This is a genomic window from Streptomyces sp. NPDC006516 (genome assembly GCF_040611875.1).
In the GTDB taxonomy this organism is placed as follows: domain Bacteria; phylum Actinomycetota; class Actinomycetes; order Streptomycetales; family Streptomycetaceae; genus Streptomyces.
This window is the reverse complement of record NZ_JBEXPD010000001.1, coordinates 1,213,997-1,234,699: the sequence shown is the minus strand read 5'-3', so window position 1 is coordinate 1,234,699 and position 20,703 is coordinate 1,213,997. Positions and strand designations below refer to the sequence as shown.

Below are 20,703 nucleotides of genomic sequence, written 5' to 3'. Positions count from 1 at the left end.
TCATCCCTTCACCGCGCCGGCGCTGAAGCCGGTGATGAGCCACTTCTGGATGAAGGCGAAGACGATCACCACGGGCACCGCGGCGATGACGCCGCCCGCGGCCAGTGCCCCCAGGTCGACGCTGTCGGCGCCGATCAGGGTGTTGAGGCCGACCGGGATCGTCTGCTTGTCCTGCTCACTGAGGAACATCAGGGCGAACAGGAAGTGGTTCCAGCTGTGGACGAAGGCGAAGGAGCCGACGGCGATCAGGCCGGGGCGCAGCAGCGGCAGCACGACCGCGCAGAAGGCCTTGAAGCGCGAGCAGCCGTCCACCCAGGCGGCCTCTTCGAGAGAGACCGGCACGTTCTTGATGAAGCCGCTGATCAGGATGATCGACAGGGGGAGCTGGAAGACGGTCTCCGCGATGACGACGCTCCCGAGGGAGTTGATCATCTGGAGGTTCTTGAAGATCTCGAAGAGCGGTACGAGCATCAGCGCGCCCGGGATGAACTGCGAGCAGAGCAGCGCCAGCATGAAGGCGCCCTTGATCTTGAAGTCGAACCGGGCCAGGGCGTAACCGCCGGCCAGGGCGACCAGGGTCGTGGCGATCAGCGTCGCGACGCCGACGAGCATGCTGTTCTGGAAGAAGACCGCGAAGCTGCGCTCGTTCCAGACCTTGGAGAAGTGCTCCCCCGTCATCGGCCACGGCACGAGCGAGGTGGAGCCCGCGGGCCGTACGGCGAAGAGGAACATCCAGTAGAAGGGGATGAGCGTGAAGAGCAGGTAGATGCCGAGCGGCACGTAGATCTGCCAGCGCGGTACGTCGTCGAAGGCGCGCTCACGCTTGGTGCGGCGGTGGGCGGGGGGCGGCGGGACGTCGTTCCCCGTGGACGGTCCCGGCGTGCGGGCGCTGTTCTTCTCTGCGAGTGCGGCAGTCACTTGTGGTCGCCTCCGAACTTGCTCAGGCGCAGATAGACGATCGAGCAGAAGAGGAGGATCACGAAGGCGACGGTGGTGAGCGCCGAGGCGTATCCGAAGTCGTGGCCCTCGATGCCGGTATTGGCGACGTAGAGCGGGAGGGTGGTGGTCTCACCCGCGGGCCCGCCACCGGTGAGGGTGTAGAGCAGGTCGACGTTGTTGAACTCCCAGACCCCGCGCAGCAGGGTGGCGAGGATGATCGCGTCGCGCAGGTGCGGGAGGGTGATGTGGAAGAACTGGCGCATCCGCCCCGCTCCGTCCACCGACGCCGCCTCGTACAGTTCCTTGGAGACGGACTGCAGGTCGGCGAGGATGAGGATGGCGAAGAAGGGGACTCCGCGCCAGAGTTCGGAGATGGTCGCCGCCCAGAAGACGGTCCCGGTGTCGGAGAGCACCGAGGTGCCGTACTCGCCGATCCCGGCGTCCGCGAGGTAGCGGCTGAAGCCGGTCGAGGAGTTGTAGAGCAGGATCCAGATGGTGCTGGTCAGCACGCCGGAGACGGCCCAGGGAGAGAAGACCATGGCGCGGGATATGCCGCGGCCGATGAAGGTCTGGTTGACGATCAGCGCGAGCGCGAGGCCGAGTGCGAGCTGCAGGGTGACCTGGGTGAAGACCCACTGGGCGCTGAAGCCGAGCGTCGACCAGAACTGGTCGTCCTCGGTGAAGATCCGGGTGAAGTTGTCGAAGCCGGCGAAGCCGTTGCGCCACGGCTTGGTGACGTTGTAGTTCTGCAGGCTGTAGTAGAAGACGCTGATGACCGGATAGGCGATGAAGCCCACCATCAGCAGGCCCGCGGGCGCGATCAGCAGGTACGGCAGGCGGCGGGGACTTGCCGAGCGGCGCTTGGTCGCCTTCGCCTTGGGCGGCGGTGTGGCCACGGCTGTGTGGGCCATGACGCGTCTCCGATCTCTGGGAAGTGCTGGATGTGCCGTGCATTCGGTGCATGGTGCAAGCGCTTACCGCATGCCGTTCGGTATCCCGGACAGGTGGTGCGCTGAATTCCGTTCGCCCGGGTCAGCCCGCGTACGGGTCGGGAACTTCTCCCTGCCTCGCCAGGAACGCGAAGTCGCATCCGGTGTCGGCCTGGGTGATCTGGTCCTGGTAGAGCGCGCCGTATCCGCGCCCGTAACGGGCGGGCGGCTCGGTCCACTCGGACCTGCGGAGCTCCATCTCCTCGTCGGAGACGTCGAGATGGAGCAGCCGCGCCTCGACGTCCAGCGTGATCAGGTCCCCGGTGCGGACCAGGGCGAGCGGTCCGCCGACGAAGGACTCGGGGGCGATGTGCAGGACGCAGGCCCCGTAACTGGTGCCGCTCATCCGGGCGTCGGACAGCCGCACCATGTCGCGTACGCCCTGCTTCAGCAGGTAGTCCGGGATCGGCAGCATGCCGTACTCGGGCATGCCCGGTCCGCCCTTGGGGCCGGCGTTCCGCAGCACCAGCACATGGTCCGGGGTGAGGGCCAGGGCCGGGTCGTTGATGGTGCGCTGCATCTCCTTGTAGTCGTCGAAGACGACCGCGGGTCCGGTGTGACGCAGCAGGTGGGGCTCGGCGGCGATGTGCTTGATGACCGCGCCGTCGGGGCACAGGTTGCCGCGCAGCACCGCCACGCCGCCCTCCTCCGCCAGGGGGTTGTCGCGCTCCCGGATGACGTCGGCGTTGTGGACGAGCGCCCCGTCGAGCTGCTCGCGCATCGTGCCGTGCGTGACGGTGGGCCGGTCCAGGTGGAGTACGTCGGTGAGCCGTGCCAGGAAGCCCGGCAGCCCTCCGGCGAAGTGGAAGTCCTCCATGAGGTACTTGCCGCCGGGGCGGAGGTTGGCGAGCACCGGGACGGTGCGGGCGATGCGGTCGAAGTCGTCCAGGGTGAGTTTCACCCCGGAGCGGCCGGCCATGGCGATCAGGTGGATGACGGCGTTGGTGGAGCCGCCGAGGGCGAGGACGGTGGCGACGGCGTCCTCGTAGGCGTCGGCAGTGAGGATCTTCGACAACGTCAGCTGCTGCCACACCAGTTCGACGATGCGGAGGCCGGACTGCGCGGCCATCCGGTCGTGACCGGAGTCGACGGCCGGGATGGACGAGGCGCCCGGCACGGTGACCCCCAGCGCCTCGGCGGCGGCGGTCAGCGTGGAGGCCGTACCCATCGTCATGCAGTGGCCCGGCGAGCGGGCGAGCCCGTTCTCCAGCTCGGCCATCTCGCAGTCCCCGATGAGCCCGGCCCGCTTGTCGTCCCAGTACTTCCACATGTCCGTACCGGAGCCGAGGACCTCGTTGCGCCAGTGGCCCGGCAGCATCGGTCCGGCGGGCACGAAGACCGTCGGCAGGTCGACGGACGCGGCGCCCATCAGCAGCGCCGGCGTGGACTTGTCGCAGCCGCCCAGCAGCACCGCTCCGTCGACGGGGTAGGAGCGCAGCAGCTCCTCCGTCTCCATCGCCAGCATGTTGCGGTAGAGCATCGGGGTCGGCTTCTGGAAGGTCTCCGAGAGCGTGGAGACCGGGAACTCCAGCGGGAAGCCGCCCGCCTGCCAGACGCCCCGCTTGACCGCCTGGGCGCGGTCGCGCAGGTGGACGTGGCAGGGGTTGATGTCGGACCAGGTGTTGAGGATCGCGATGACCGGCTTGCCCAGGTGCTCCTCGGGGAGGTAGCCGAGCTGCCGGGTGCGGGCGCGGTGGCTGAACGAGCGCAGGCCGTCCGTGCCGTACCACTGGTGGCTGCGCAGCTCCTCGGGGGAGATGCGGCGTTCCGTCGTGCCGTTGTCCGTCATATGGACCACCCGGCGACCTGGTCGGCGACCTCCGCGCGCTGCGCCTCGGGCAGGACCCGGCTCGGCGCGCGCACGTCTCGGCGGCAGAGCCCGAGCGAGGCCAGTGCCTCCTTGACGACCGTCACGTTGTTGGCGGACTGCCGGTCGGCGCGCAGCTCCTCGAAGCGGCGGATCTCCTCCCAGACCTTCATGGCCGCGGTGTAGTCACCGGCCCGCAGCGCCTCCAGCATGCCCAGCGAGACGCCGGGCGCGACGTTGACGAGGCCGGAGGTGAAGCCGGTGGCGCCGGTGGCGAAGTAGGAGGGGGCGTAGAGCTCGGCGAGCCCGGCGACCCACACGAACCGCTCCAGGCCGGCGTCGCGGGCGAAGGCGCCGAAGCGCGCGGCGTCCGGGACGGCGTACTTCACGCCGATGACGTTGGGGCAGTTGTCGGCGAGCTCCGCGAGCGCCTCACCGGCCAGCAGCGGGTTGCGGATGTAGGGGACGACGCCGAGGTCCGGGACGGCTTCGGCGATGGCCCGGTGGTAGTCGATCCAGCCGTCCTGCGAGACGTAGGGGTGCACGGGCTGGTGCACCATCACCATCTCGGCCCCGGTGTCCCTGGCGTGCTCGGCGGCGGCGACGGCGGTGGGCACGTCATGGCCGACTCCCACCAGGACGGTGGCGCGCCCGCCGGCCTCCTCGACGGTCAGCTCGGTGACGGAGCGCCGCTCGTCGGGGGTGAGCGCGTAGAACTCACCGGTGTTGCCGTTCGGGGTGACGATGCGGACGCCGCCGTCGAGCAGGCGCCTCAGCAGGACGCGGTGCGCCGGGACGTCGATGCTCCCGTCCTCGGCGAACGGGGTCACCGGGATCGCCACTACGTCTGCGAGGGCCGCCTTCAGCGGGGAGATGTCCATGCGGACTGGCCTTTCGTCGGAGTGCTGGTGAGTCGGATCCAGCGGGTGGTTCACGCCGTGTCACCCCCGTCTTCGTCGTCGGGGAACGCACGGCGTACGAACGATGCGATGTGGTCGTGCAGGGCTCCCGCGGCGGCTTCCGCGTCGGCGGCCAGCGCGAGCCTGAGGATCTCGCGGTGCTCGGCCGCCTCGCGCTCCCAGGAGGGGATCGCCGACCAGGCCACGGTCGACACGAGTGCGGCCTGGTCTCGGACCTCGTCGAGCATCCGGCCGAGCAGCGGGTTGCCGCAGGGCAGGTAGAGCGCCCGGTGGAAGTCGCGGTTGGCGAGCGACCTGTCCGCCTTGTCGATCGCCGAGTCGGACCGCTCCAGGGCCTCCTGGGCCGCTTCCAGCGATGCCTGCCGGGTGATGGTGCGGCGCAGCGCCTCCGGCTCCAGGAGCAGGCGCACGTCGTAGACCTCCCGGGCCATGGCGGCGTCCACGAGGCGGACCGTGGCGCCCTTGTACTGGCTCATGACGACCAGTCCGGTACCGGCGAGCGTCTTCAGCGCCTCACGGACGGGGGTCTTCGACACCCCGAACTGGGCGGCGAGTTCGGTCTCCACGAGGGCCTGTCCCGGTCTCAGCTGCGCGGTGAGGATCGCGTGCTTGATCGCCTCCAGCACGTACTGGGTCCTGGAAGGGATCGGGGCAGGCGCAAAGGTCATGGAAAGGTGCTCTCACATCTCGCGTATCGCGTCTCATATATGACGTACGAAGTATGACGCGATGAAGCTAGAGCGGTGTGAATGTTTCGTCAACGCTTCTGACAGAAGAAATTTGGTTTCGTCGCGGGAAGCCGGAAAAGCCGCAGGTCCCCGGCGTGTGCCGGGGACCTGCGCGCGGGAGTGGGTGCCGGCCGGGTCAGCCGCCGCGCAGGGCGGACAGGGCGTCCGTGACGGCACTCAGGTCCGGGCCGGAGGCCAGACCCGCGTGGTACAGGCGCAGTTCGCCCGCGCCGAGCGAGGCCGCGTGCGCGGCGTCCCGTGCGAGCGTGCCGGGGCTGCCACCCATCCCCGAGACCACGTTGAAGTTCGCGGCGAGCACCCCGGAGAGGCCCCCGTACGGGCCGAGCACCGCCTCGCGGGCCGGGTCCGGACCGGTGCACGGCAGCACGACCCCGTCCGCCGTGGACAGGATGTGCGCGGGGTCCGTCCCGACGTTGGCACCGGTGCGGTACGGCGCCGGGTCGGCGTGCAGCAGGACCTGGAAGTCCGGACCCGGCGCGGCGGCCCGCACCGCCGCGACAGCCGCCTCCTGGAGGCCCCTGGCGACCTGTGTACGCCACCGCAGGGTGGCGTCGGCGAGGTCCTCGCCGAGCAGCGCCCCCACGCCGGACCAGCCGGACTCCGCGGACCCCTGACCGGCCCAGACGGGTTCCAGCGCGCGGCGGACCGCCGCGCCCAGCCCGTCGGGGTCCAGCCCCACCGAGGCGTACCCGGCCCGGCAGTCGGGGCAGAAGCAGAGGGACATCAGATACTGCGCGGCGTCCCCGAGGCCCACCCCCGCGGTCTTGTCGTGGGCGTGCAGATGCCCGAAGCCGTACCAGCCGCACGACTCCAGCTCGGTGCCCGACGCCCCTGGCCTTACGGCGGCCTCGGCCGCCAGGTCCACCAGGTAGGCGTGGACGGCGGGCTGCGCGATGCACGGCGCCCAGGGGTAGCGGTCACCGTAGGCGTTGACCACGGAGGTGTCCGGATGTTCCGCCCCGAGCCGGGAGTTGTGCGCCAGGACCACCCAGGAGTGCACCTGGAGACCGGCGCCCGCCAGCGCGTCGGCGGCCTCGGCGTACGGGTCCTCCCCCGGCACCCAGGACTGTGCGTAGGGGCTCAGCTCGCGCCCCTTCCAGCGGGTGGCGTCCGGCGGGTAGAGCACCGCCGCGTGTTCGGCGGTGACGATCCGGTGGCCTGGGTGGCGCGGGGTCAGGGCCCGGGTCGAGTGGTACGCGGAGGCGAGCGTCACCTGCTCGACGCCGAGTCCGGCGAGCCGTCCGGGCGCCTCGGGATCCCCCACGACGTCCCAGGGGTACAGGAAGGCGGAGGCCCTCACTTCGCCCCCTCAGCGCCGTACTTCTCCAGCAGGGCGCGGCCGTTGGCGATGATCGCGGCCAGTTCCTCGATGTGCGCCGCCGGGGGCTCGGTGAGCGGGGTGCGCACCGGTCCGACGTCAAGGCCCTCCAGCCGGACGGCCGCCTTGACCAGCGAGACGGCGTAGCCCCGGCCCCTGGCCCGGAGTTCGACGAGCGGCCGGTAGAAGTGGTCGAGCAGCGCGTTGACCTGGTCGTCGTCGCCGGATTCCAGCGCCCGGTAGAAGGCCAGGGCGATGTCGGGGGCGAAGGCGAAGACGGCGGAGGAGTAGAGCGTGACACCGATGCCGCGGTAGGCGAGCCCGGTGAGTTCGGCGGTGGGCAGCCCGTTGAAGTACAGGAAGTCCTCGCCCGGCAGTCCGGTGCGTACGGCGCTGACGATGCGCTGCATCAGGTCGAGGTCGCCGACGCCGTCCTTCAGCCCGATGATCCCGGGGGTGGCGGCCAGGGCGAGGACGGTCTCCGGGGTGAAGACCGCGTTGTCCCGCTGGTAGACGATCGTCTCCAGCGGAGTCGCGGCGGCGAGGGCGGTGTAGTGGGCCAGCAGCCCCTCCTGGCCGGCGACGACGAGGTAGGGCGGCATGGCGAGCAGGCCGTCCGCGCCCGCCTCCTCGGCGAGCTTCGCGTACTGGATCGCGAGCGCCGTGCCGTAACCGGCGCCCGCGACGACGGGCACCCGCCCCGCCGTCTCCTCGACGGCGGCGGCCACGACGAGGCGGAACTCGTCGGGGGCCAGCGCGTGGAACTCGCCGGTGCCGCAGCAGGCGAAGACGGCCGCCGCGCCGGCGTCGACACCCTTGCGCACGTGTGCGCGGAAGGCGTCGAGATCGACGGCGCCGTCCGGCCCGTAGGCGGTGACGGGGAAGAAGAGCGGCCCGGCGACGTCGGTGAGTCGGGCGGCAAGGGGGGCTGAGGTCACGGGCGCTCCCTGAGCAGATTCAGGCGTGCACAATTATGATCGATGTCCATATTTATGAACGCAGCCACGCTAAGGCAGCCGTACGGCGCAGGTCAAGACGCGAACACCCGACTCGAGCCCGGATCGTTCGCGTGGGCACCGCACTTGACGCGGTCCGCCAGGAGTTCCTAGCGTGTCCACGCATGTGAATGCGATCCATGGATTTGACGCTCCGGGCGGGTTGCGCCATGTCCGCGCGCCGCGCGTACCTTGCTGTCCGTACGTCCAGCTCCGCGCAGCACCTTGCCGCACCTGTCCGCGCACGCCGCGCCCGCGTCCTGCGCCCGCACCGAGGAGATCCCCGTATGCCCGCTCCCCGCACCGTCCTGCTCACCGGCGCCGCCGGCGGCCTCGGCACCCTCATGCGGGGACTGCTCCCCGCCTACGGCTACGACCTCCGGCTCCTCGATCTCACCCCCATCGAGGGTGAGCCCGGCGCCGTCACCGCGGACCTGGGTGACAAGGACGCGCTCCGGGAAGCCGTGCGGGGCGTCGACGCGATCATCCACCTCGCGGGCATCTCCCTGGAATCCTCGTTCGACAAGATCCTGCACTCCAACATCGAGGGCACCTACAACCTCTACGAGGCGGCGCGCGAGGAGGGTGTCGGGCGGATCGTGTTCGCCTCCTCCAACCACGCCATCGGCTACACCCCGCGTCCCCTGCCCGGCGACCCGCTGATCCCGGTCGAGACCCCCCGGCGCCCCGACACCTTCTACGGCCTGTCGAAGTCCTTCGGTGAGGACCTCGCCCAGTTCTACTGGGACAAGCACGGCCTGGAGACCGTCTCGGTGCGCATCGGATCCTGCTTCATGGAGCCGACGTCGGTGCGGATGCTGTCCGTCTGGATGAGCCCCGGCGACGGGGCGCGCCTCTTCCACGCCGCCCTGACCGCCGAGGACGTGCGGCACACGGTGGTCTACGGCTCCTCCGACAACACCCGCCTGTGGTGGGACCTGACGAGCGCCCGCGCCCTCGGGTACGACCCCCAGGACGACTCCGAGCAGTACGCGGACAAGCTCGTCGCCGAGCACGGCGAGCTCGACCCGGAGAATCCCGACCACGCCCACATCGGCGGCCACTTCGTCACGGACCCGCCGATCTGGCCCTACTGAGAACCTCGGCCGGCCGGGGAAAAATGCCGTGCCCCGGCGCGCCAGCGGGTGCACCATACGGCCATGCCCCGACCTTCCGGATTCCGGTACGAGCAGCACGGCGACGCGAGCGTCACCCTCACCCACCACGGCCGCCCCGCGGGCACCCTGCGCGGCGGCCGGGCGGAGAAGTTCCTGGCCGAAGTGGCATCGGGTGACGCCCAGCTCGTCATGGCGCGCTGGACGGGCGCGTACCGGCACGGCAACGAGCGGACCGCCCGGGACCACCCCCGCAACCGGGCGGGCGGCCGGCGCTGAGCCGTACGGATCAAGCCGCCGAAGGTAAGGGAACGGCAAAGCCGGGTCGTTCGTTACCCCGTGCATGACCGCAATGACCCCCGGCTCGAACATCCCTCTCTCCGCCGCCCGCGTGGCGGTGGACGTCGCCGCCCCCGTGCGGCTCGACGTCTCGGGCCTGCTGCTCACCGCCGACGGCAAGGTGCGCTCCGACGACGACTTCATCTTCTACAACCAGCCCTCGGGCCCCGGCGTGACCTACCGCTCGGGCGGCGGGTCCGCGCCCGACGCGATCGTGGTGGACACCACCGCGGTCCCCCCGGGCATCGAGAAGATCGTCGTCACCGCGAGCCCCGACGCCGCAGGCCAGACCTTCCAGGGCGTCGAGCCCACCGCCACCGTGCGCAACGCGGACGACGGCGGTGTGCTCGCCACCTTCACCCCGCCGCAGCTGGGCGGCGAGACGGCACTGGTGGTCATCGAGATCTACCTGCGCAACGGCGCCTGGAAGGCCCGCGCCGTCGGCCAGGGCTATGCGAACGGCCTGGCGGGCATCGCCACCGACTTCGGCGTCTCGGTGGAGGAGCCCGCAGCGGCCGCCCCGCCCGCCCCGGCGGCGCCCCTCGCTCCCCCGGCCGCACCGCCCGTCGCACCCCGGACCACCCCGCCCGTGGACCCGCGGATCGCTCCCCCGGCGCCCCCGGCGCCGCCCGCACCCGCCGGCTCCGGCAAGATCAATCTCGACAAGGGCCGGGTCAGCCTCCAGAAGAACCAGACGGTCTCCCTGGTCAAGGGCGGCAGGCCGCTGCTCTCGCAGGTCAAGATGGGCCTCGGCTGGGAGCCCGCGTTCCGCGGCAAGGACATCGACCTCGACGCCTCGGTGATCGCCTTCGGCCCCAACCGCAATCACCTGGACAGCTGCTACTTCGGCAAGCTCTCCATCCTGAACGGCGCGATCAAGCACTCCGGCGACAACCTCACGGGTGAGGGCGCGGGCGACGACGAGGTGATCGTCGTGGACCTCGGCCGGATCCCCGCGGACGCGACGGGCCTGGTGTTCACGGTCAACTCCTTCACGGGCCAGAAGTTCACCGAGGTCGCCAAGGCCTACTGCCGGCTGATCGACGCCGCCACGGGCGAGGAGCTCGTCCGCTTCGACCTGACCGGCGCGGAGCCGCAGACCGGCGTGATGATGGCCAAGCTGATCAAGCAGTTCTCCGGCGAATGGGAGATGACCGGCATGGGCGAGTTCGTGAAGTCGCGGACCGTCCGGGGCATGGTGAAGCCGGCCGCGAAGGCCCTGTAGGACCACCGTCGGCCGCCCCGGAACGGCTTCCGGGGCACCCGAGGGGTCTCATCCCCAGGGTGCCCCGGATCGGAGAGTCTCCGGTGGGACGCTGTGCGTGCTCGTTCGCTCTCTCAGAGCTTGGTCAGCTTGGAGTACGGGCTCAGGATCCTCCCCTGGCGCCCCGAGAAGTCGATGAGCACCGCGTCGTTGTCGCCCTCGACGGCGAGAACTCGCCCGAGACCGAACTGGTCGTGCGACACCCTGTCGCCCACATCGAAGCATTCGACCGGGGGGGCCTCCTGGGCCGGGCGGTTGAAGGGACTGGAAGGCAGGTGACGCCGGGAACCGGCTGACTGTTTCATTACGGTCGAGTATGCGCCCTGGGAGCCGCCGACGCCATGCCCGACCGCTCCGGAGCGGTCAGTAGTGCCGCATTCGTAATCAGCGCTTCCAGGGCCAGACCGCGCTCCTGCCCGCTTCCAGCAGGGGCACCATGCGGAACGCCGCGTCGGAAAGACCCCCGAACGTGTGGCGGTTGTCGCTTCCGGACGGCGCGTGCCCGAGCCGGTATCCGGCGAGGTTCCAGGTGTAGACGGGTACGGTCGGCGGGATGCCCTCGGTGGCGTCGCCGTAGTGGGTGAAGGAGGCCTGCTCGTCGGTGACGATCAGTACCCGGTCGTGTGCGCGGTAGTGCTTGCGCACCGCCCGCACGGTGTCGGTCCCGCCGAGGTCGCCGAAGCGCTCCAGGACCTTCAGCACGGATTCACCCCCGCGGTACGCGACCGGTGCGCTGGTCGTACCGAACTCGACCAGGTCGGCGTCATCGGCCCGCAGCGCGAGCGCCGCACCGAAGACGGCCGCCGCGTCGGCCCGGTTCAGCTGGGAGCGGTCCGACAGCGGGGACCACATCGAGCCCGAGCGGTCGACGAGGACCAGCGTGCGGCCGGGAAGCGCCGGGACGTTCCGCAGCGAGTGCCCGAGCGCCTGCTCCAGCGGGTAGGCCCACCGCAACGACGGGGCGTGCTGGTACGCCGCCAGGTAGCGGAAGGGGAACTGCCGCGAGGCCACGACGGCCTCCGGGTCGCTGATCCGCGCCGCCACCCCGGCAGCGACCTCGTCCGAGACCCCCGCCTCGTCGAAGTTGCGCAGGTTGCGTACGAGCGCCATGGCTCCCATGGACGGGATCACGGCTTCCCAGGCCGCGGCGTCCATCGGTCCCTGCAGCCATCCCGCGAGCGCCTCCCAGGTCATGCCCGCCTCGGCCAGCCGCTCCGCGCCTCCGGGCCCGGTGACCACCGCGCGGCGCTCGGCGACCGGCACCGCCATCAGAGCCCGGTGGGCGGTGAGGGTGGTGTCCGACGCGGGCGGGACGGCGTCCTCGGGGTGGTGCCTGCGGTCCAGGGCGTAGCGGAACAGCTCGCCCTGCCAGGGCTTGGCGGGGTCGGGCGCGGCGTGCACCAGATTCAGGACGTCACCGAAGCGGTAGCCCTTGGACGCGGTGTCGTACTTCAGCAGCGCCTTGCCGCTGTAGAGCCGGCGCACGGCGTCGGCGATGCCGCGCTTGACCGGCTTGGGCACGGCGCGGCCGTACCGCGAGGTCCAGTATCCGAGCAGCTCCCCGGGCTCGTCCGGGCGCAGCAGCACCGAGTCCACGACCTGGCGGTTGGAGGGGCCGTCCACCGCCCCGGCGTCGAGCCGCGCCTTCACGTATTCGGCGGCGCCGACGACGGACGCCGTGCGCATCTGTCCCTCGCGGCGCAGCCAGCTCAGCAGCCCCGCCGTCCACTCCGGGTCCTCGACAGCCAGGGTCCGCACGAGTGCGGCGAACCGGGTGTCGCGCTCCCCGCCGTCCTCGCAGAAGGTCTGCTGCGACACGAAGTTCGCGACGGCCAGCAGGAAGAGCTCGGACCGGGAGTCCCTGAGATGTCCCGTACCGCCCTGGTGGTTGAGGGTGGTGCGGCCGGTCGTCCGCACGGGCGAGGTGACAAGGGGACGCGCGGAGCGGGTGTTGAAGCGAGCCATGTGAATTCCCCCGAATTCATGGGGGAGGGCACGGTGATGGGGTGCCCGAGATCGGAATCGGCGGCGGTATTGTCGATGCTCTACCCGATTGAGCTACCGGCCGGGGCCGGGCGGGACTCGAACCCGCAACCCTCGCATCAGGAAGTAACCGTCGCCTGCGCACCGGGCACCCCGGCGCTCGTGCCTCCCGAGGTCAGGACGGCTGCGGCGTGATTTCGGAAAAGGAAGTAGCCGCTGCCTTCGCACCGGGAGGTGCATGGCCATGACCATAGAAGAGAGACCGCGCGGCGGGCGAGGGATTTTCCTCCCCCGGCACCGCGCGGGTTTCGTCACTTGTTGGGCTGTCGCTTCCACGGACCCGTGATGGCGAGCATGATGCCCGGGGTCTGGATGTTGGCGAACAGCGTCTTTCCGTCGGGCGAGAAGGTCACCCCGGTCAACTCGCTGTAGGAGGGGTCCTCCTCCGTTCCGTCGTTCAGTTCGTTGCGAGCGATCGGGTAGGTGCGGCCGCTGTCGGTCGCCCCGAAGAGGTGCTGGATGCCGTTGCCGTCCTCGGAGATGACGATGCCGCCGTAGGGCGAGACGGTGATGTTGTCCGGGCCGTCGAGGGCGCCGTCCACGGACGGGTCCGGGTTGACGCCGAGGAGGACCTTCAGGGTGATCGTGCGGCGCTTGGGGTCGTAGAACCAGACCTGGCCGTCGTGCGCCACGGGGCTCTCGTCCCGGGCGAACGAGGAGACGAAGTAGGCGCCGCCGTCTCCCCACCACATGCCTTCGAGCTTGCGGGCGCGGGTGACCTGGCCGTCGGTGAACTGCTTGCGCACGGAGACGGTCTTCGCGTCGCGGTCGGGCACGTCGACCCAGTCCACGCCGTAGACGGTGCCGATCTCGGTGGCACGGGACAGGTCGTCGACGAACGCGCCCTTCTTGTCGAAGCACTTGGTGGCCTGGAGGACACCGGCGTCGTCGGCGAGGGTGCGCAGCTTGCCGCGGCCGTGCTTGAAGCCCTTCGGGGGAACCCAGCGGTAGAGCAGGCCGTTGGGGCCGGACGCGTCCTCGGTCAGGTAGGCGTGACCCTGCTTCGGGTCGATGACGACGGCCTCGTGGGCGTAACGGCCGAAGGCCTTGATGGGGCGCGGGTCGCGGTTGGCGCGCTTGTCGTACGGGTCGACCTCGAAGACGTAGCCGTGGTCCTTGAGGAGGCCGTTCTTGCCGGCCTTGTCCTCGGTCTCCTCGCAGGTGAGCCAGGTGCCCCACTCGGTGCTGCCGCCCGCGCAGTTGGTGGACGTACCGGCGATGCCGACCCACTCGGCGGTACGGCCGTCACGGCGCGTCTCCACGACGGTGCAGCCGCCGGCCGCGACCGGGTCGTAGACGAGTCCCTCCGTGAGCGGGACCGGGTACTGCCAGCCGGCGCGGGTACCGCTCAGCTCGTGGTTGTTGACGAGGAGGGTGACACCGCGGGGCCCCTCGAAGGCGGCGGTGCCGTCATGGTTGGAGGGGGTCGGCTCGCCGGTCTCCAGCTTGGTGACACCGCTGTGGGTGAGGACGCGGTACGAGAATCCGGCGGGCAGCGCGAGGATCCCGTCGGGGTCGGGGATCAGCGGGCCGTAGCCCAGCTCCTTGCCGTGCCCCTCGCCGTGACCGTGACCGTTGCCGTGACCGTGGCGGGCGTCCTCCGCGGCAAGGGCGCCGGGGGCGGTGGCCAGTGCGCCGACGGCGCCGGTGAGGGCGATGCCGGCCCCGGTGAGGGCTGACTGTCTGGTGAATTCCCTGCGCGTGACTGACATCGCGGACTCCTGGTGGTACGTGGCCGGGTGGTTGGCGTGATCACGCTCCCTCCCCAGGACCAACAGCAGTTGAACGACGTACGACGCCGAGCGGGCTCTCTGATCAAGCCCTCCGGCGATCAGGGACAAACCCCGCCACCCTGCGAGGTTCCGGCCGGGCGCGGCGTACCGCGCCTGGCCGAAAAGCCTCCCCGTCCGTCTCCCGGTCCTCCGCGCCTCAGTCCTTGGCGCGCGAACGGGCCTTGAAGGCGGCCTTACGGGCCTCCTTCGCGATCTTCCGGTCACGGTGCAGCCGGCCCACCGCCTCCAGCACCTCGGACGTCGCGGGGTGCTCGACCCGCCATGCCTCGTCGAAGAAGCCGCTGTGCTGGCCGGAGAGCCCCTCCACCAGCTCCTGGAGCTCGTCCAGATCGCCGTCGGCGTCCAGTTGGGCGGCGATCGTGTCCACGGCGAGCCAGAAGATCATCGACTCGGGAGGCGCCGGCACGTCCCCCGCACCGCGCTCCACGAGCCAGACGCGCGCCAGCCCGCCGAGTTCGGGGTCGCCGAGCACGGCGCGCACGGCGGGCTCCGCCTCCGGCCCGACCAGGGCGAGGGCCTGCTGGCAGTGGAGCCTGCGCAGCGGGGCGCGCCGGTCCGCGCCGCGTGCGGCGCCCAGGAGTTCGGCGGCAGCGGTCTCGGCGCCTGCGGCGCCGCGCCGGGCGAGCCACAACCCGACCTCGGAGCGCGCGGCCTCCTCGGGGTAGTAGGCGATGCCGTCGAGGAGCGCGTCGGCTCCCTTGTCGGCGAGGTCGCCGACGGCGGGCGCGTCCACCCCTGCCTCCAGCATCCGCTCCCGGATGCCGTAGAGGCCGAGCGGAGTCAGCTTCACCAGGCCGTAGCGGGTGACGTCCTCGTCGTCGGCGGGCGGAGTGGCCTCGTCGCCCTCCTCGGTGAGCAACGACTCGTCCACCGGTTGGTATTCGACGATCCCGATGGGTTCGAGCACCCGGAACTGGTCGTCCAGCCGCATCATGGCCTCCGACACCTGTTCCAGGACGTCGTCGGTGGGCTCGCCCATGTCCTCGGGCACCACCACGGACGCGGCGAGGGCGGGCAACGGTACCGGCGCGTCGGCGGGGCCCGCCTCCGAGACGGTCAGCAGGTAGAGGTTGGCGAGCACCCCGTCGAGGAATTCGGCCTCCGCCTCCGGGTCCCAGTCCAGGGCGTCGAAGTCGACGCTGCCGTCCTCGCCGATGAGGTCGGCGAAGTCGTCGAAGGCCGGGGCGGTGGCGTCCGCGTGCACGGCGTCCAGACCGTCGAGCCAGATCGCGAGGACGTCCTGCGGGGATCCTGACGTGAGCAGGGCGAGATTCTCCCCGGCGGTGGCGGTCCCCTCGGCGTCGTCGCCCGCGGTCTCGTCCAGACCGTCCTCGTCCTGCGGGTCCTCCACGTCGACGAGCCCGGTGTCGACGGCGAGGCGCCACGCCTCGCTCGCGTACGCGGCACCGTCCTCGTCGTCGGCGAGTCCGAGGTGCTCGGCCGCCGCGGGAAGTTGGGCCTCGACGAGTTCGCCGCCGGCGCCGACACGTGTCCCGGGCCCGGCCCAGCGGGCGAGGCGGACGGCGCGGACGAGCAGCGGAGCGGCCAGCGCGTCCCGTGCCAGCTCGGCCTCGGAGTGCAGCCGCACCGGCGGCAGGGAGGGGCGCTCTGCGGACATCAGGGGGTTCTCCTCGGGGCGTGCGCGGGCTGTGTGCGGGGCCGGACCGGCGCGTACGGGGTCCTCGGCCGCGGCCCCAGCCTAGACCGCATTTCGTCCCGAGCCGCCCGTTCTCGCACAGGCCGGCCACGGGGCCGCGCGCGAGGGCTCGGGCCCCGGACTCCGCCGCCGCTCGCGCACGGGTCACGCCCACCGTCGGCGGAAACGGCAGGCAAGCGCCCTGGTACCCAACGTCAGCGGGACAGACGGGCGTTGAGCCGGGCGGCCTGGCGGGTCAGGTGGTCGCGCTCGGCGAGGTCGTGCGCCTTGTGAGCCGCCTCGGCGTACAGCCGTGCCGCCCTCGCCAGGTCGCCGTCGCGCTCGTGGAGGTAGGCCGCCACCGCGCTGTGGCGGGGCAGTGACGCGTCCAGCTCCGCGAGGGCCGCAAGCCCGGCGCGCGGACCGTCTGCCTCGCCGACGGCCACCGCGCGGTTGAGCCGGACGACGGGGTTGCCGGTCAGACGCGTGAGTTCGTCGTACCACTCGACGATCTGCACCCAGTCCGTCTCCCCGGCGGTGGGCGCGTCGGCGTGGAGGGCCGCGATGGCGGCCTGGGCCTGGAACTCGCCCAGCCGGTCGCGGGCGAGGGCCGTCTGGAGGATCGTGACGCCCTCGGCGATCGCGCCTGTGTCCCACCGGCCGCGGTCCTGCTCGGCGAGCGGTACGAGGCTGCCGTCCGGCGCGGTCCGTGCGGCACGCCGGGCGTGGTGGAGCAGCATGAGGGCGAGCAGCCCCGCAGCCTCGGGGTGGTCGACCCGGGCCGCGAGCTGCCGGGTGAGCCGGATGGCCTCGGCGGCGAGGTCGACGTCGCCGGAGTATCCCTCGTTGAAGACCAGGTAGAGGACGCGCAGCACGGTGGCCACGTCGCCGGGCCGGCCGAGGCGCACACCGGAGACGGTGCGCTTGGCCCGGCTGATGCGCTGCGCCATGGTCGCCTCGGGCACCAGATAGGCCTGGGCGATCTGGCGGGTGGTCAGCCCGCCGACGGCCCGCAGCGTGAGCGCGACCGCGGACGAGGGCGTGAGCGACGGATGGGCGCACAGGAAGTAGAGCTGGAGCGTGTCGTCCACCGCCGCCGCGGGGCCGGGCGCCGGCTCCTCGTCGAGGCGGTCCTCACGCCGGCGCCGGGCGGCATCCGCCCGGGTGGCGTCGAGGAACCGGCGCCAGGCGACGGTGATCAGCCAGCCCTTGGGGTCCCGGACGGGCTCCCCGGGCAGTTCGCCCGAGGAGGGCCCGGCCGACCGGACGCGGAGCGCCTCCACCAGCGCGTCCTGGACGGCGTCCTCGGCCGCCGCGAAGTCGGCTCCGCGGCGGACGAGGACGGCGATGACGCCCGGAATGAGGCTGCGGAGCAGGGCCTCGTCCATCGGTGAGGTCACTCCGTGACGGTGGGCGGCGCCGACAGGAAGGGCCGCAGTTCGAGCCACTCGTGGATCGGCTTCCCGCCCGCCCCCGGGGCGGCCGACAGTTCCCCGGCCAGTTCGACGGCGCGCTCCTGGCTGTCGACGTCGATCACCATCCATCCGGCGATGAGGTCCTTGGTCTCGGCGAACGGGCCGTCGGTGACCGGCGGGCGCCCCTCACCGTCGTACCGGACCCACATCCCCTCGGGGGCGAGCGCCTGGCCGTCGACGAACTCGCCGCTCTTCTCCAGCCGGGCCGCGAAGTCGTGCATGTACCGCATGTGCGCCGAGATCTCCTCGGGTGTCCACCGCTCCATCGGCACGTCGTTGGCCGCGGCCGGGGCGCCGCGGTAGTGCTTGAGCATCAGGTACTTGGCCATGGTGTCTCTCCTCGCCGGTGCGACCCTTCGTGGTCGCTTTCGTTGCGGGGACGGAGCCGGTCACCGGTTCTCGACATCGCGTCCGGAATTTTTTCCGGACGTGCGCGGACAGGTTCGGGTGAGCCGTCTCGCGGGGTCCGGTCCACACCCTGGCACGCGGGCGCGAGCTTCGAAGGCCGGCACCGGCCGGACACGCGCGGCCGGGCGGCGGTGGTGTGCCGCCCGAGGACAGGAGCGCCGCGTCGTACGCGCTCAGCCGCGCCCGGTTCCGTGGCCCGTCGGCCCATCAACCCCTCCTCCCTCAGCCCGTCATCCCGTCGTGCTCGTGCGCCAGGCTGTCGTGTTCAGCTCGTCCATCAGGCGCAGGTCGTGGCCCTCCAGCGGGAAGACGCGCGCGCCCGCGTCCGGGGCCGCGGCGATCGCCAGGGCGTCCCCCTCGATGAGGTCTCCGCCCTCCTCGGTGGAGACCCAGGCCAGGGTGGACCGGACCGTCCCGCCCGGCTTCAGCATGATCCCCTCGGGTCCCTCGTCGTCGCCGAACATCGACGCGCCCGCGTTCACCGGGACGGCGAGACGCTCGCCGTTCTCGCCCAGCGCGCGGACGGAGGGATAGCCGTGGACGCGGTACGGCTTCTTCCCGCAGTTGGTCAGGGTGAGCACGACCGCGCGGTGGAACATCGCCGTCTGGACCTCACCCATGTCCACGGTCACCCCCGCCGCGGGGCAGTCACCGACCGGCTCCACGGGGTCCGGGGCGCCCTGGGCGGGTGCGTCAGCCGTGTCCCCGGCGTCCGGGACCACGGCGGAGGGCGTGGGCCGCGCAGTGACGGCGGGGCTCTTCGCGGGGCCCGGTTCCCCCTCCCCCGCGGGCACCAGGAAGCCGGCGCAGCCGGAGAGGCTCAGTGCGGTCACCGTGAGCACGGCGGCCGGGATCGTCTTCCGTACGCGCATACCGTGTGCCCCACCCCTGGAACGGCCCGTCGCCCATCAGTTCGATCATGTCAGACGCGGCCGTCCGGTACGACAGTTCAGCATCTCTTGGCCGTCACCCCGAGCAGATCTAAGTGGACCCGCACGGACCGGGCGCCGAGACTGCGGAGATGACATCCCACACGGCCAAGCCCTTCGGCCGCGCCCTCTGCGCCATGATCACGCCGTTCACCGCCGCGGGTGAGCTGGATCTGGACGCCGCCCGCCTGCACGCCTCCGGGCTCGTCGCGGACGGCTGCGACGGCCTCGTGCTCAGCGGCACCACGGGTGAGTCCCCGACCACGACGGACGAGGAGAAGACCGCACTGCTCCGGGCGGTCCGTGAGGCGGTCGGCGGCTCGGTCCCGCTCCTCGCCGGCGTCGGCAGTTCCGACACCCGCCACACGGTGCGGCTGGCACGGGAGGCCGAGGAGGCGGGCGCCGACGGGCTCCTCGTGGTGACGCCGTACTACAGCCGCCCCCCGCAGGCAGCCGTGGAGGCCCACTTCCTGCGGATCGCGGAGGCCACGGGCGTCCCGCTGATGCTCTACGACATCCCCGGCCGCACCGGCACACGGATCGAACCGGACACCCTGCTGCGCCTCGCGGAGCACCCGCGCGTCGTCGCGGTCAAGGACTGCTCGTACGACCTGCTCGCGGCGACGAAGGTGATGGCGCGGACCTCACTGGCCTACTACTCGGGCTGCGAGGAGCTGAACCTGCCGCTGTACGCGCTGGGCGGGTCGGGTTACGTCAGTACGGTCGCCAACGTGGTCCCGCGCCGCATGCGGGCCGTCCTGGACGCGTTCGACGCCGGTGACACCACGGAGGCCGCCCGCCTGAACGGGCTCACCGCGGCCCTGGTCGAGGCGATGATGTCATCGGGCCTGCCCGGCACGGTCACCGCGAAGGCGCTGCTCGACGCGGGCCCGGTCCGCGAACCGCTACAGCCCGCCGACCGGGAGACGGTCGGCGGGCTGCGCGGGATCTACGAGGAACTCCTCGCGGCCACCGCTTAGTTGTGACTGTGCAGGATGTCGTTGAGCCCGTCCCAGACCGCGTTGTTCGGGCGGGCCTCGACGGCACCGGTGACCGAGTTGCGGCGGAAGAGGATGTTCGAGGCTCCGGAGAGTTCGCGGGCCTTGACCACCTGCCCGTCGGGCATCGTGACGCGGGTGCCGGCCGTGACGTAAAGCCCGGCCTCGACCACGCACTCGTCGCCCAGCGCGATCCCGATACCGGCCTCGGCGCCGATCAGGCAGCGCTGACCGATGACGATGCGCTCCTTGCCTCCGCCGGACAGCGTGCCCATCGTGGACGCGCCGCCGCCGATGTCGGAGCCGTCGCCGACGACGACACCCGCGGAGATGCGGCCCTCGACCATGGAGGTACCGAGGGTGCCCGCGTTGAAGTTCACGAAGCCCTCGTGCATCACGGTCGTGCCCGAGGCCAGGTGCGCCCCGAGCCGGACCCGGTCGGCGTCGGCGATGCGCACACCCTTGGGCGCGACGTAGTCCGTCATCCGGGGGAACTTGTCCACGGAGGTGACCTGGAGGTGCAGGCCCTCGGCACGGGCGTTGAGCCGGACCTTCTCCAGGTCGTCGACGGCCACCGGCCCCAGCGAGGTCCAGGCGACGTTGGCGAGGAAGCCGAAGATGCCGTCGAGGTTCTGGCCGTGGGGCTGGACGAGCCGGTGCGAGAGCAGGTGCAGGCGCAGGTAGGTGTCGTGCGCGTCGAGCGGCTTGTCGTCGAGGGAGGAGATGACCGTGGACACGGCGACGATCTCCACCCCGCGGCGCGCGTCCACACCGATGGCCCTGGCCGCGCCCTCGCCGAGACGGTTCACCGCCTCCTCGGGGCTGAGGCGCTGGGTCCCGGCCGGGCCGGGCTCGGCGGCGAGCTCGGGGGCGGGGAACCAGGTGTCGAGGACGGTGCCGTCACCGGCGATGGTGGCGAGGCCGGCGGCGACGGCGCCGGTGGTGCGGGCGGAACCCTGGGAAGTCGTGTCGGTCATGACCAAAAC

19 protein-coding genes are annotated in these 20,703 nt (G+C 71.5%); 4 read left to right on the top strand and 15 right to left on the bottom strand.

What is annotated here, in order from left to right; translation table 11 throughout:
- From ABZY45_RS05430 to ABZY45_RS05400, 7 genes are all read right to left on the bottom strand, one after another.
- A complete protein-coding gene (locus ABZY45_RS05430; protein ID WP_356736317.1) occupies nt 1-918 on the bottom strand; it encodes a carbohydrate ABC transporter permease in 918 nt (305 codons plus the stop codon).
- Complete coding sequence (locus tag ABZY45_RS05425) at nt 915-1,850, bottom strand: sugar ABC transporter permease (protein WP_356736315.1); 936 nt, start codon at nt 1,848-1,850, stop codon at nt 915-917. The genes ABZY45_RS05430 and ABZY45_RS05425 overlap by 4 nt, the downstream gene beginning before the upstream one ends.
- A 121-nt stretch (nt 1,851-1,971) precedes the next feature.
- A complete protein-coding gene (gene araD / locus ABZY45_RS05420) occupies nt 1,972-3,717 on the bottom strand; it encodes an L-arabinonate dehydratase (protein WP_356736313.1) in 1,746 nt (581 codons plus the stop codon).
- Entirely contained in the window at nt 3,714-4,616 is a 903-nt protein-coding gene (locus ABZY45_RS05415; RefSeq protein WP_356736311.1) for a dihydrodipicolinate synthase family protein, read from the bottom strand. The genes araD and ABZY45_RS05415 overlap by 4 nt, the downstream gene beginning before the upstream one ends.
- Nucleotides 4,617-4,666: 50 nt before the next feature.
- The gene (locus ABZY45_RS05410) at nt 4,667-5,323 is read right to left on the bottom strand and encodes a GntR family transcriptional regulator (RefSeq protein ID WP_356736309.1); all 657 of its coding nucleotides are present in this window, start codon (nt 5,321-5,323) and stop codon (nt 4,667-4,669) included.
- A gap of 196 nt (nt 5,324-5,519) precedes the next feature.
- A complete protein-coding gene (locus ABZY45_RS05405) occupies nt 5,520-6,704 on the bottom strand; it encodes a hypothetical protein (RefSeq protein ID WP_356736307.1) in 1,185 nt (394 codons plus the stop codon).
- Complete coding sequence (locus ABZY45_RS05400) at nt 6,701-7,660, bottom strand: 5-dehydro-4-deoxyglucarate dehydratase (RefSeq protein ID WP_356736305.1); 960 nt, start codon at nt 7,658-7,660, stop codon at nt 6,701-6,703. The genes ABZY45_RS05405 and ABZY45_RS05400 overlap by 4 nt, the downstream gene beginning before the upstream one ends.
- Before the next feature lie 344 nt (nt 7,661-8,004).
- Here ABZY45_RS05400 and ABZY45_RS05395 point away from each other — a divergent pair, with 344 nt between their 5' ends.
- From ABZY45_RS05395 to ABZY45_RS05385, 3 genes are all read left to right on the top strand, one after another.
- Nucleotides 8,005-8,814 carry an NAD(P)-dependent oxidoreductase gene (locus ABZY45_RS05395; protein WP_356736303.1) on the top strand — a complete coding sequence of 270 codons (810 nt, stop codon included), beginning with the start codon at nt 8,005-8,007 and terminating at the stop codon, nt 8,812-8,814.
- A gap of 63 nt (nt 8,815-8,877) precedes the next feature.
- Nucleotides 8,878-9,111: a hypothetical protein gene (locus ABZY45_RS05390; RefSeq protein WP_356736301.1), complete on the top strand. Its 234-nt coding sequence runs from the start codon at nt 8,878-8,880 to the stop codon at nt 9,109-9,111.
- A gap of 64 nt (nt 9,112-9,175) precedes the next feature.
- Nucleotides 9,176-10,396, top strand: a complete 1,221-nt coding sequence (locus ABZY45_RS05385) for a TerD family protein (protein ID WP_356736299.1) — start codon at nt 9,176-9,178, stop codon at nt 10,394-10,396.
- Between the two features lie 113 nt (nt 10,397-10,509).
- On the opposite strand, the gene ABZY45_RS05380 is transcribed toward ABZY45_RS05385, so the two are convergent.
- The 7 genes from ABZY45_RS05380 to ABZY45_RS05350 form a co-directional block, all read right to left on the bottom strand.
- A complete protein-coding gene (locus ABZY45_RS05380; RefSeq protein ID WP_356736297.1) occupies nt 10,510-10,740 on the bottom strand; it encodes a hypothetical protein in 231 nt (76 codons plus the stop codon).
- Nucleotides 10,741-10,819: 79 nt separating this feature from the next.
- Complete coding sequence (locus ABZY45_RS05375; RefSeq protein ID WP_356736295.1) at nt 10,820-12,400, bottom strand: TROVE domain-containing protein; 1,581 nt, start codon at nt 12,398-12,400, stop codon at nt 10,820-10,822.
- 329 nt (nt 12,401-12,729) lie between these two features.
- A complete protein-coding gene (locus ABZY45_RS05370) occupies nt 12,730-14,190 on the bottom strand; it encodes an alkaline phosphatase PhoX (protein ID WP_356736293.1) in 1,461 nt (486 codons plus the stop codon).
- A gap of 217 nt (nt 14,191-14,407) precedes the next feature.
- Nucleotides 14,408-15,889 (bottom strand): hypothetical protein, encoded by a 1,482-nt coding sequence (locus ABZY45_RS05365; protein WP_356736291.1) that lies wholly within the window; start codon nt 15,887-15,889, stop codon nt 14,408-14,410.
- A gap of 233 nt (nt 15,890-16,122) precedes the next feature.
- Nucleotides 16,123-17,295: a DUF6596 domain-containing protein gene (locus tag ABZY45_RS05360; RefSeq protein WP_356736608.1), complete on the bottom strand. Its 1,173-nt coding sequence runs from the start codon at nt 17,293-17,295 to the stop codon at nt 16,123-16,125.
- An 8-nt stretch (nt 17,296-17,303) separates the two neighbouring features.
- Complete coding sequence (locus ABZY45_RS05355; protein WP_356736289.1) at nt 17,304-17,711, bottom strand: YciI family protein; 408 nt, start codon at nt 17,709-17,711, stop codon at nt 17,304-17,306.
- Nucleotides 17,712-18,020: 309 nt separating this feature from the next.
- Nucleotides 18,021-18,662: a DUF4232 domain-containing protein gene (locus ABZY45_RS05350; protein WP_356736287.1), complete on the bottom strand. Its 642-nt coding sequence runs from the start codon at nt 18,660-18,662 to the stop codon at nt 18,021-18,023.
- 149 nt (nt 18,663-18,811) lie between these two features.
- Between ABZY45_RS05350 and dapA the strand changes: the two genes are divergently transcribed.
- Nucleotides 18,812-19,699, top strand: coding sequence for a 4-hydroxy-tetrahydrodipicolinate synthase (gene dapA, locus ABZY45_RS05345; protein WP_356736285.1), 888 nt, complete (start codon nt 18,812-18,814; stop codon nt 19,697-19,699).
- On the opposite strand, the gene dapD is transcribed toward dapA, so the two are convergent.
- Entirely contained in the window at nt 19,696-20,694 is a 999-nt protein-coding gene (gene dapD, locus ABZY45_RS05340) for a 2,3,4,5-tetrahydropyridine-2,6-dicarboxylate N-succinyltransferase (RefSeq protein ID WP_356736283.1), read from the bottom strand. The two genes, dapA and dapD, sit on opposite strands and share 4 nt — an antisense overlap.
- Nucleotides 20,695-20,703 lie beyond the last annotated feature (9 nt).

Excerpts from the sequence above, each read along its gene's own strand:
- ABZY45_RS05390 (WP_356736301.1), top strand. The coding sequence starts at position 8,878 with ATGCCCCGACCTTCCGGATTCCGGTACGAGCAGCACGGCGACGCGAGC.
- ABZY45_RS05375 (WP_356736295.1), bottom strand. The coding sequence starts at position 12,400 with ATGGCTCGCTTCAACACCCGCTCCGCGCGTCCCCTTGTCACCTCGCCC.
- araD (WP_356736313.1), bottom strand. The coding sequence starts at position 3,717 with ATGACGGACAACGGCACGACGGAACGCCGCATCTCCCCCGAGGAGCTG.
- ABZY45_RS05395 (WP_356736303.1), top strand. The coding sequence starts at position 8,005 with ATGCCCGCTCCCCGCACCGTCCTGCTCACCGGCGCCGCCGGCGGCCTC.
- ABZY45_RS05385 (WP_356736299.1), top strand. The coding sequence starts at position 9,176 with ATGACCGCAATGACCCCCGGCTCGAACATCCCTCTCTCCGCCGCCCGC.
- ABZY45_RS05380 (WP_356736297.1), bottom strand. The coding sequence starts at position 10,740 with ATGAAACAGTCAGCCGGTTCCCGGCGTCACCTGCCTTCCAGTCCCTTC.
- ABZY45_RS05425 (WP_356736315.1), bottom strand. The coding sequence starts at position 1,850 with ATGGCCCACACAGCCGTGGCCACACCGCCGCCCAAGGCGAAGGCGACC.
- ABZY45_RS05410 (WP_356736309.1), bottom strand. The coding sequence starts at position 5,323 with ATGACCTTTGCGCCTGCCCCGATCCCTTCCAGGACCCAGTACGTGCTG.
- dapA (WP_356736285.1), top strand. The coding sequence starts at position 18,812 with ATGACATCCCACACGGCCAAGCCCTTCGGCCGCGCCCTCTGCGCCATG.
- dapD (WP_356736283.1), bottom strand. The coding sequence starts at position 20,694 with ATGACCGACACGACTTCCCAGGGTTCCGCCCGCACCACCGGCGCCGTC.
- ABZY45_RS05355 (WP_356736289.1), bottom strand. The coding sequence starts at position 17,711 with ATGGCCAAGTACCTGATGCTCAAGCACTACCGCGGCGCCCCGGCCGCG.
- ABZY45_RS05350 (WP_356736287.1), bottom strand. The coding sequence starts at position 18,662 with ATGCGCGTACGGAAGACGATCCCGGCCGCCGTGCTCACGGTGACCGCA.
- ABZY45_RS05365 (WP_356736291.1), bottom strand. The coding sequence starts at position 15,889 with ATGTCCGCAGAGCGCCCCTCCCTGCCGCCGGTGCGGCTGCACTCCGAG.
- ABZY45_RS05370 (WP_356736293.1), bottom strand. The coding sequence starts at position 14,190 with ATGTCAGTCACGCGCAGGGAATTCACCAGACAGTCAGCCCTCACCGGG.
- ABZY45_RS05415 (WP_356736311.1), bottom strand. The coding sequence starts at position 4,616 with ATGGACATCTCCCCGCTGAAGGCGGCCCTCGCAGACGTAGTGGCGATC.
- ABZY45_RS05360 (WP_356736608.1), bottom strand. The coding sequence starts at position 17,295 with ATGGACGAGGCCCTGCTCCGCAGCCTCATTCCGGGCGTCATCGCCGTC.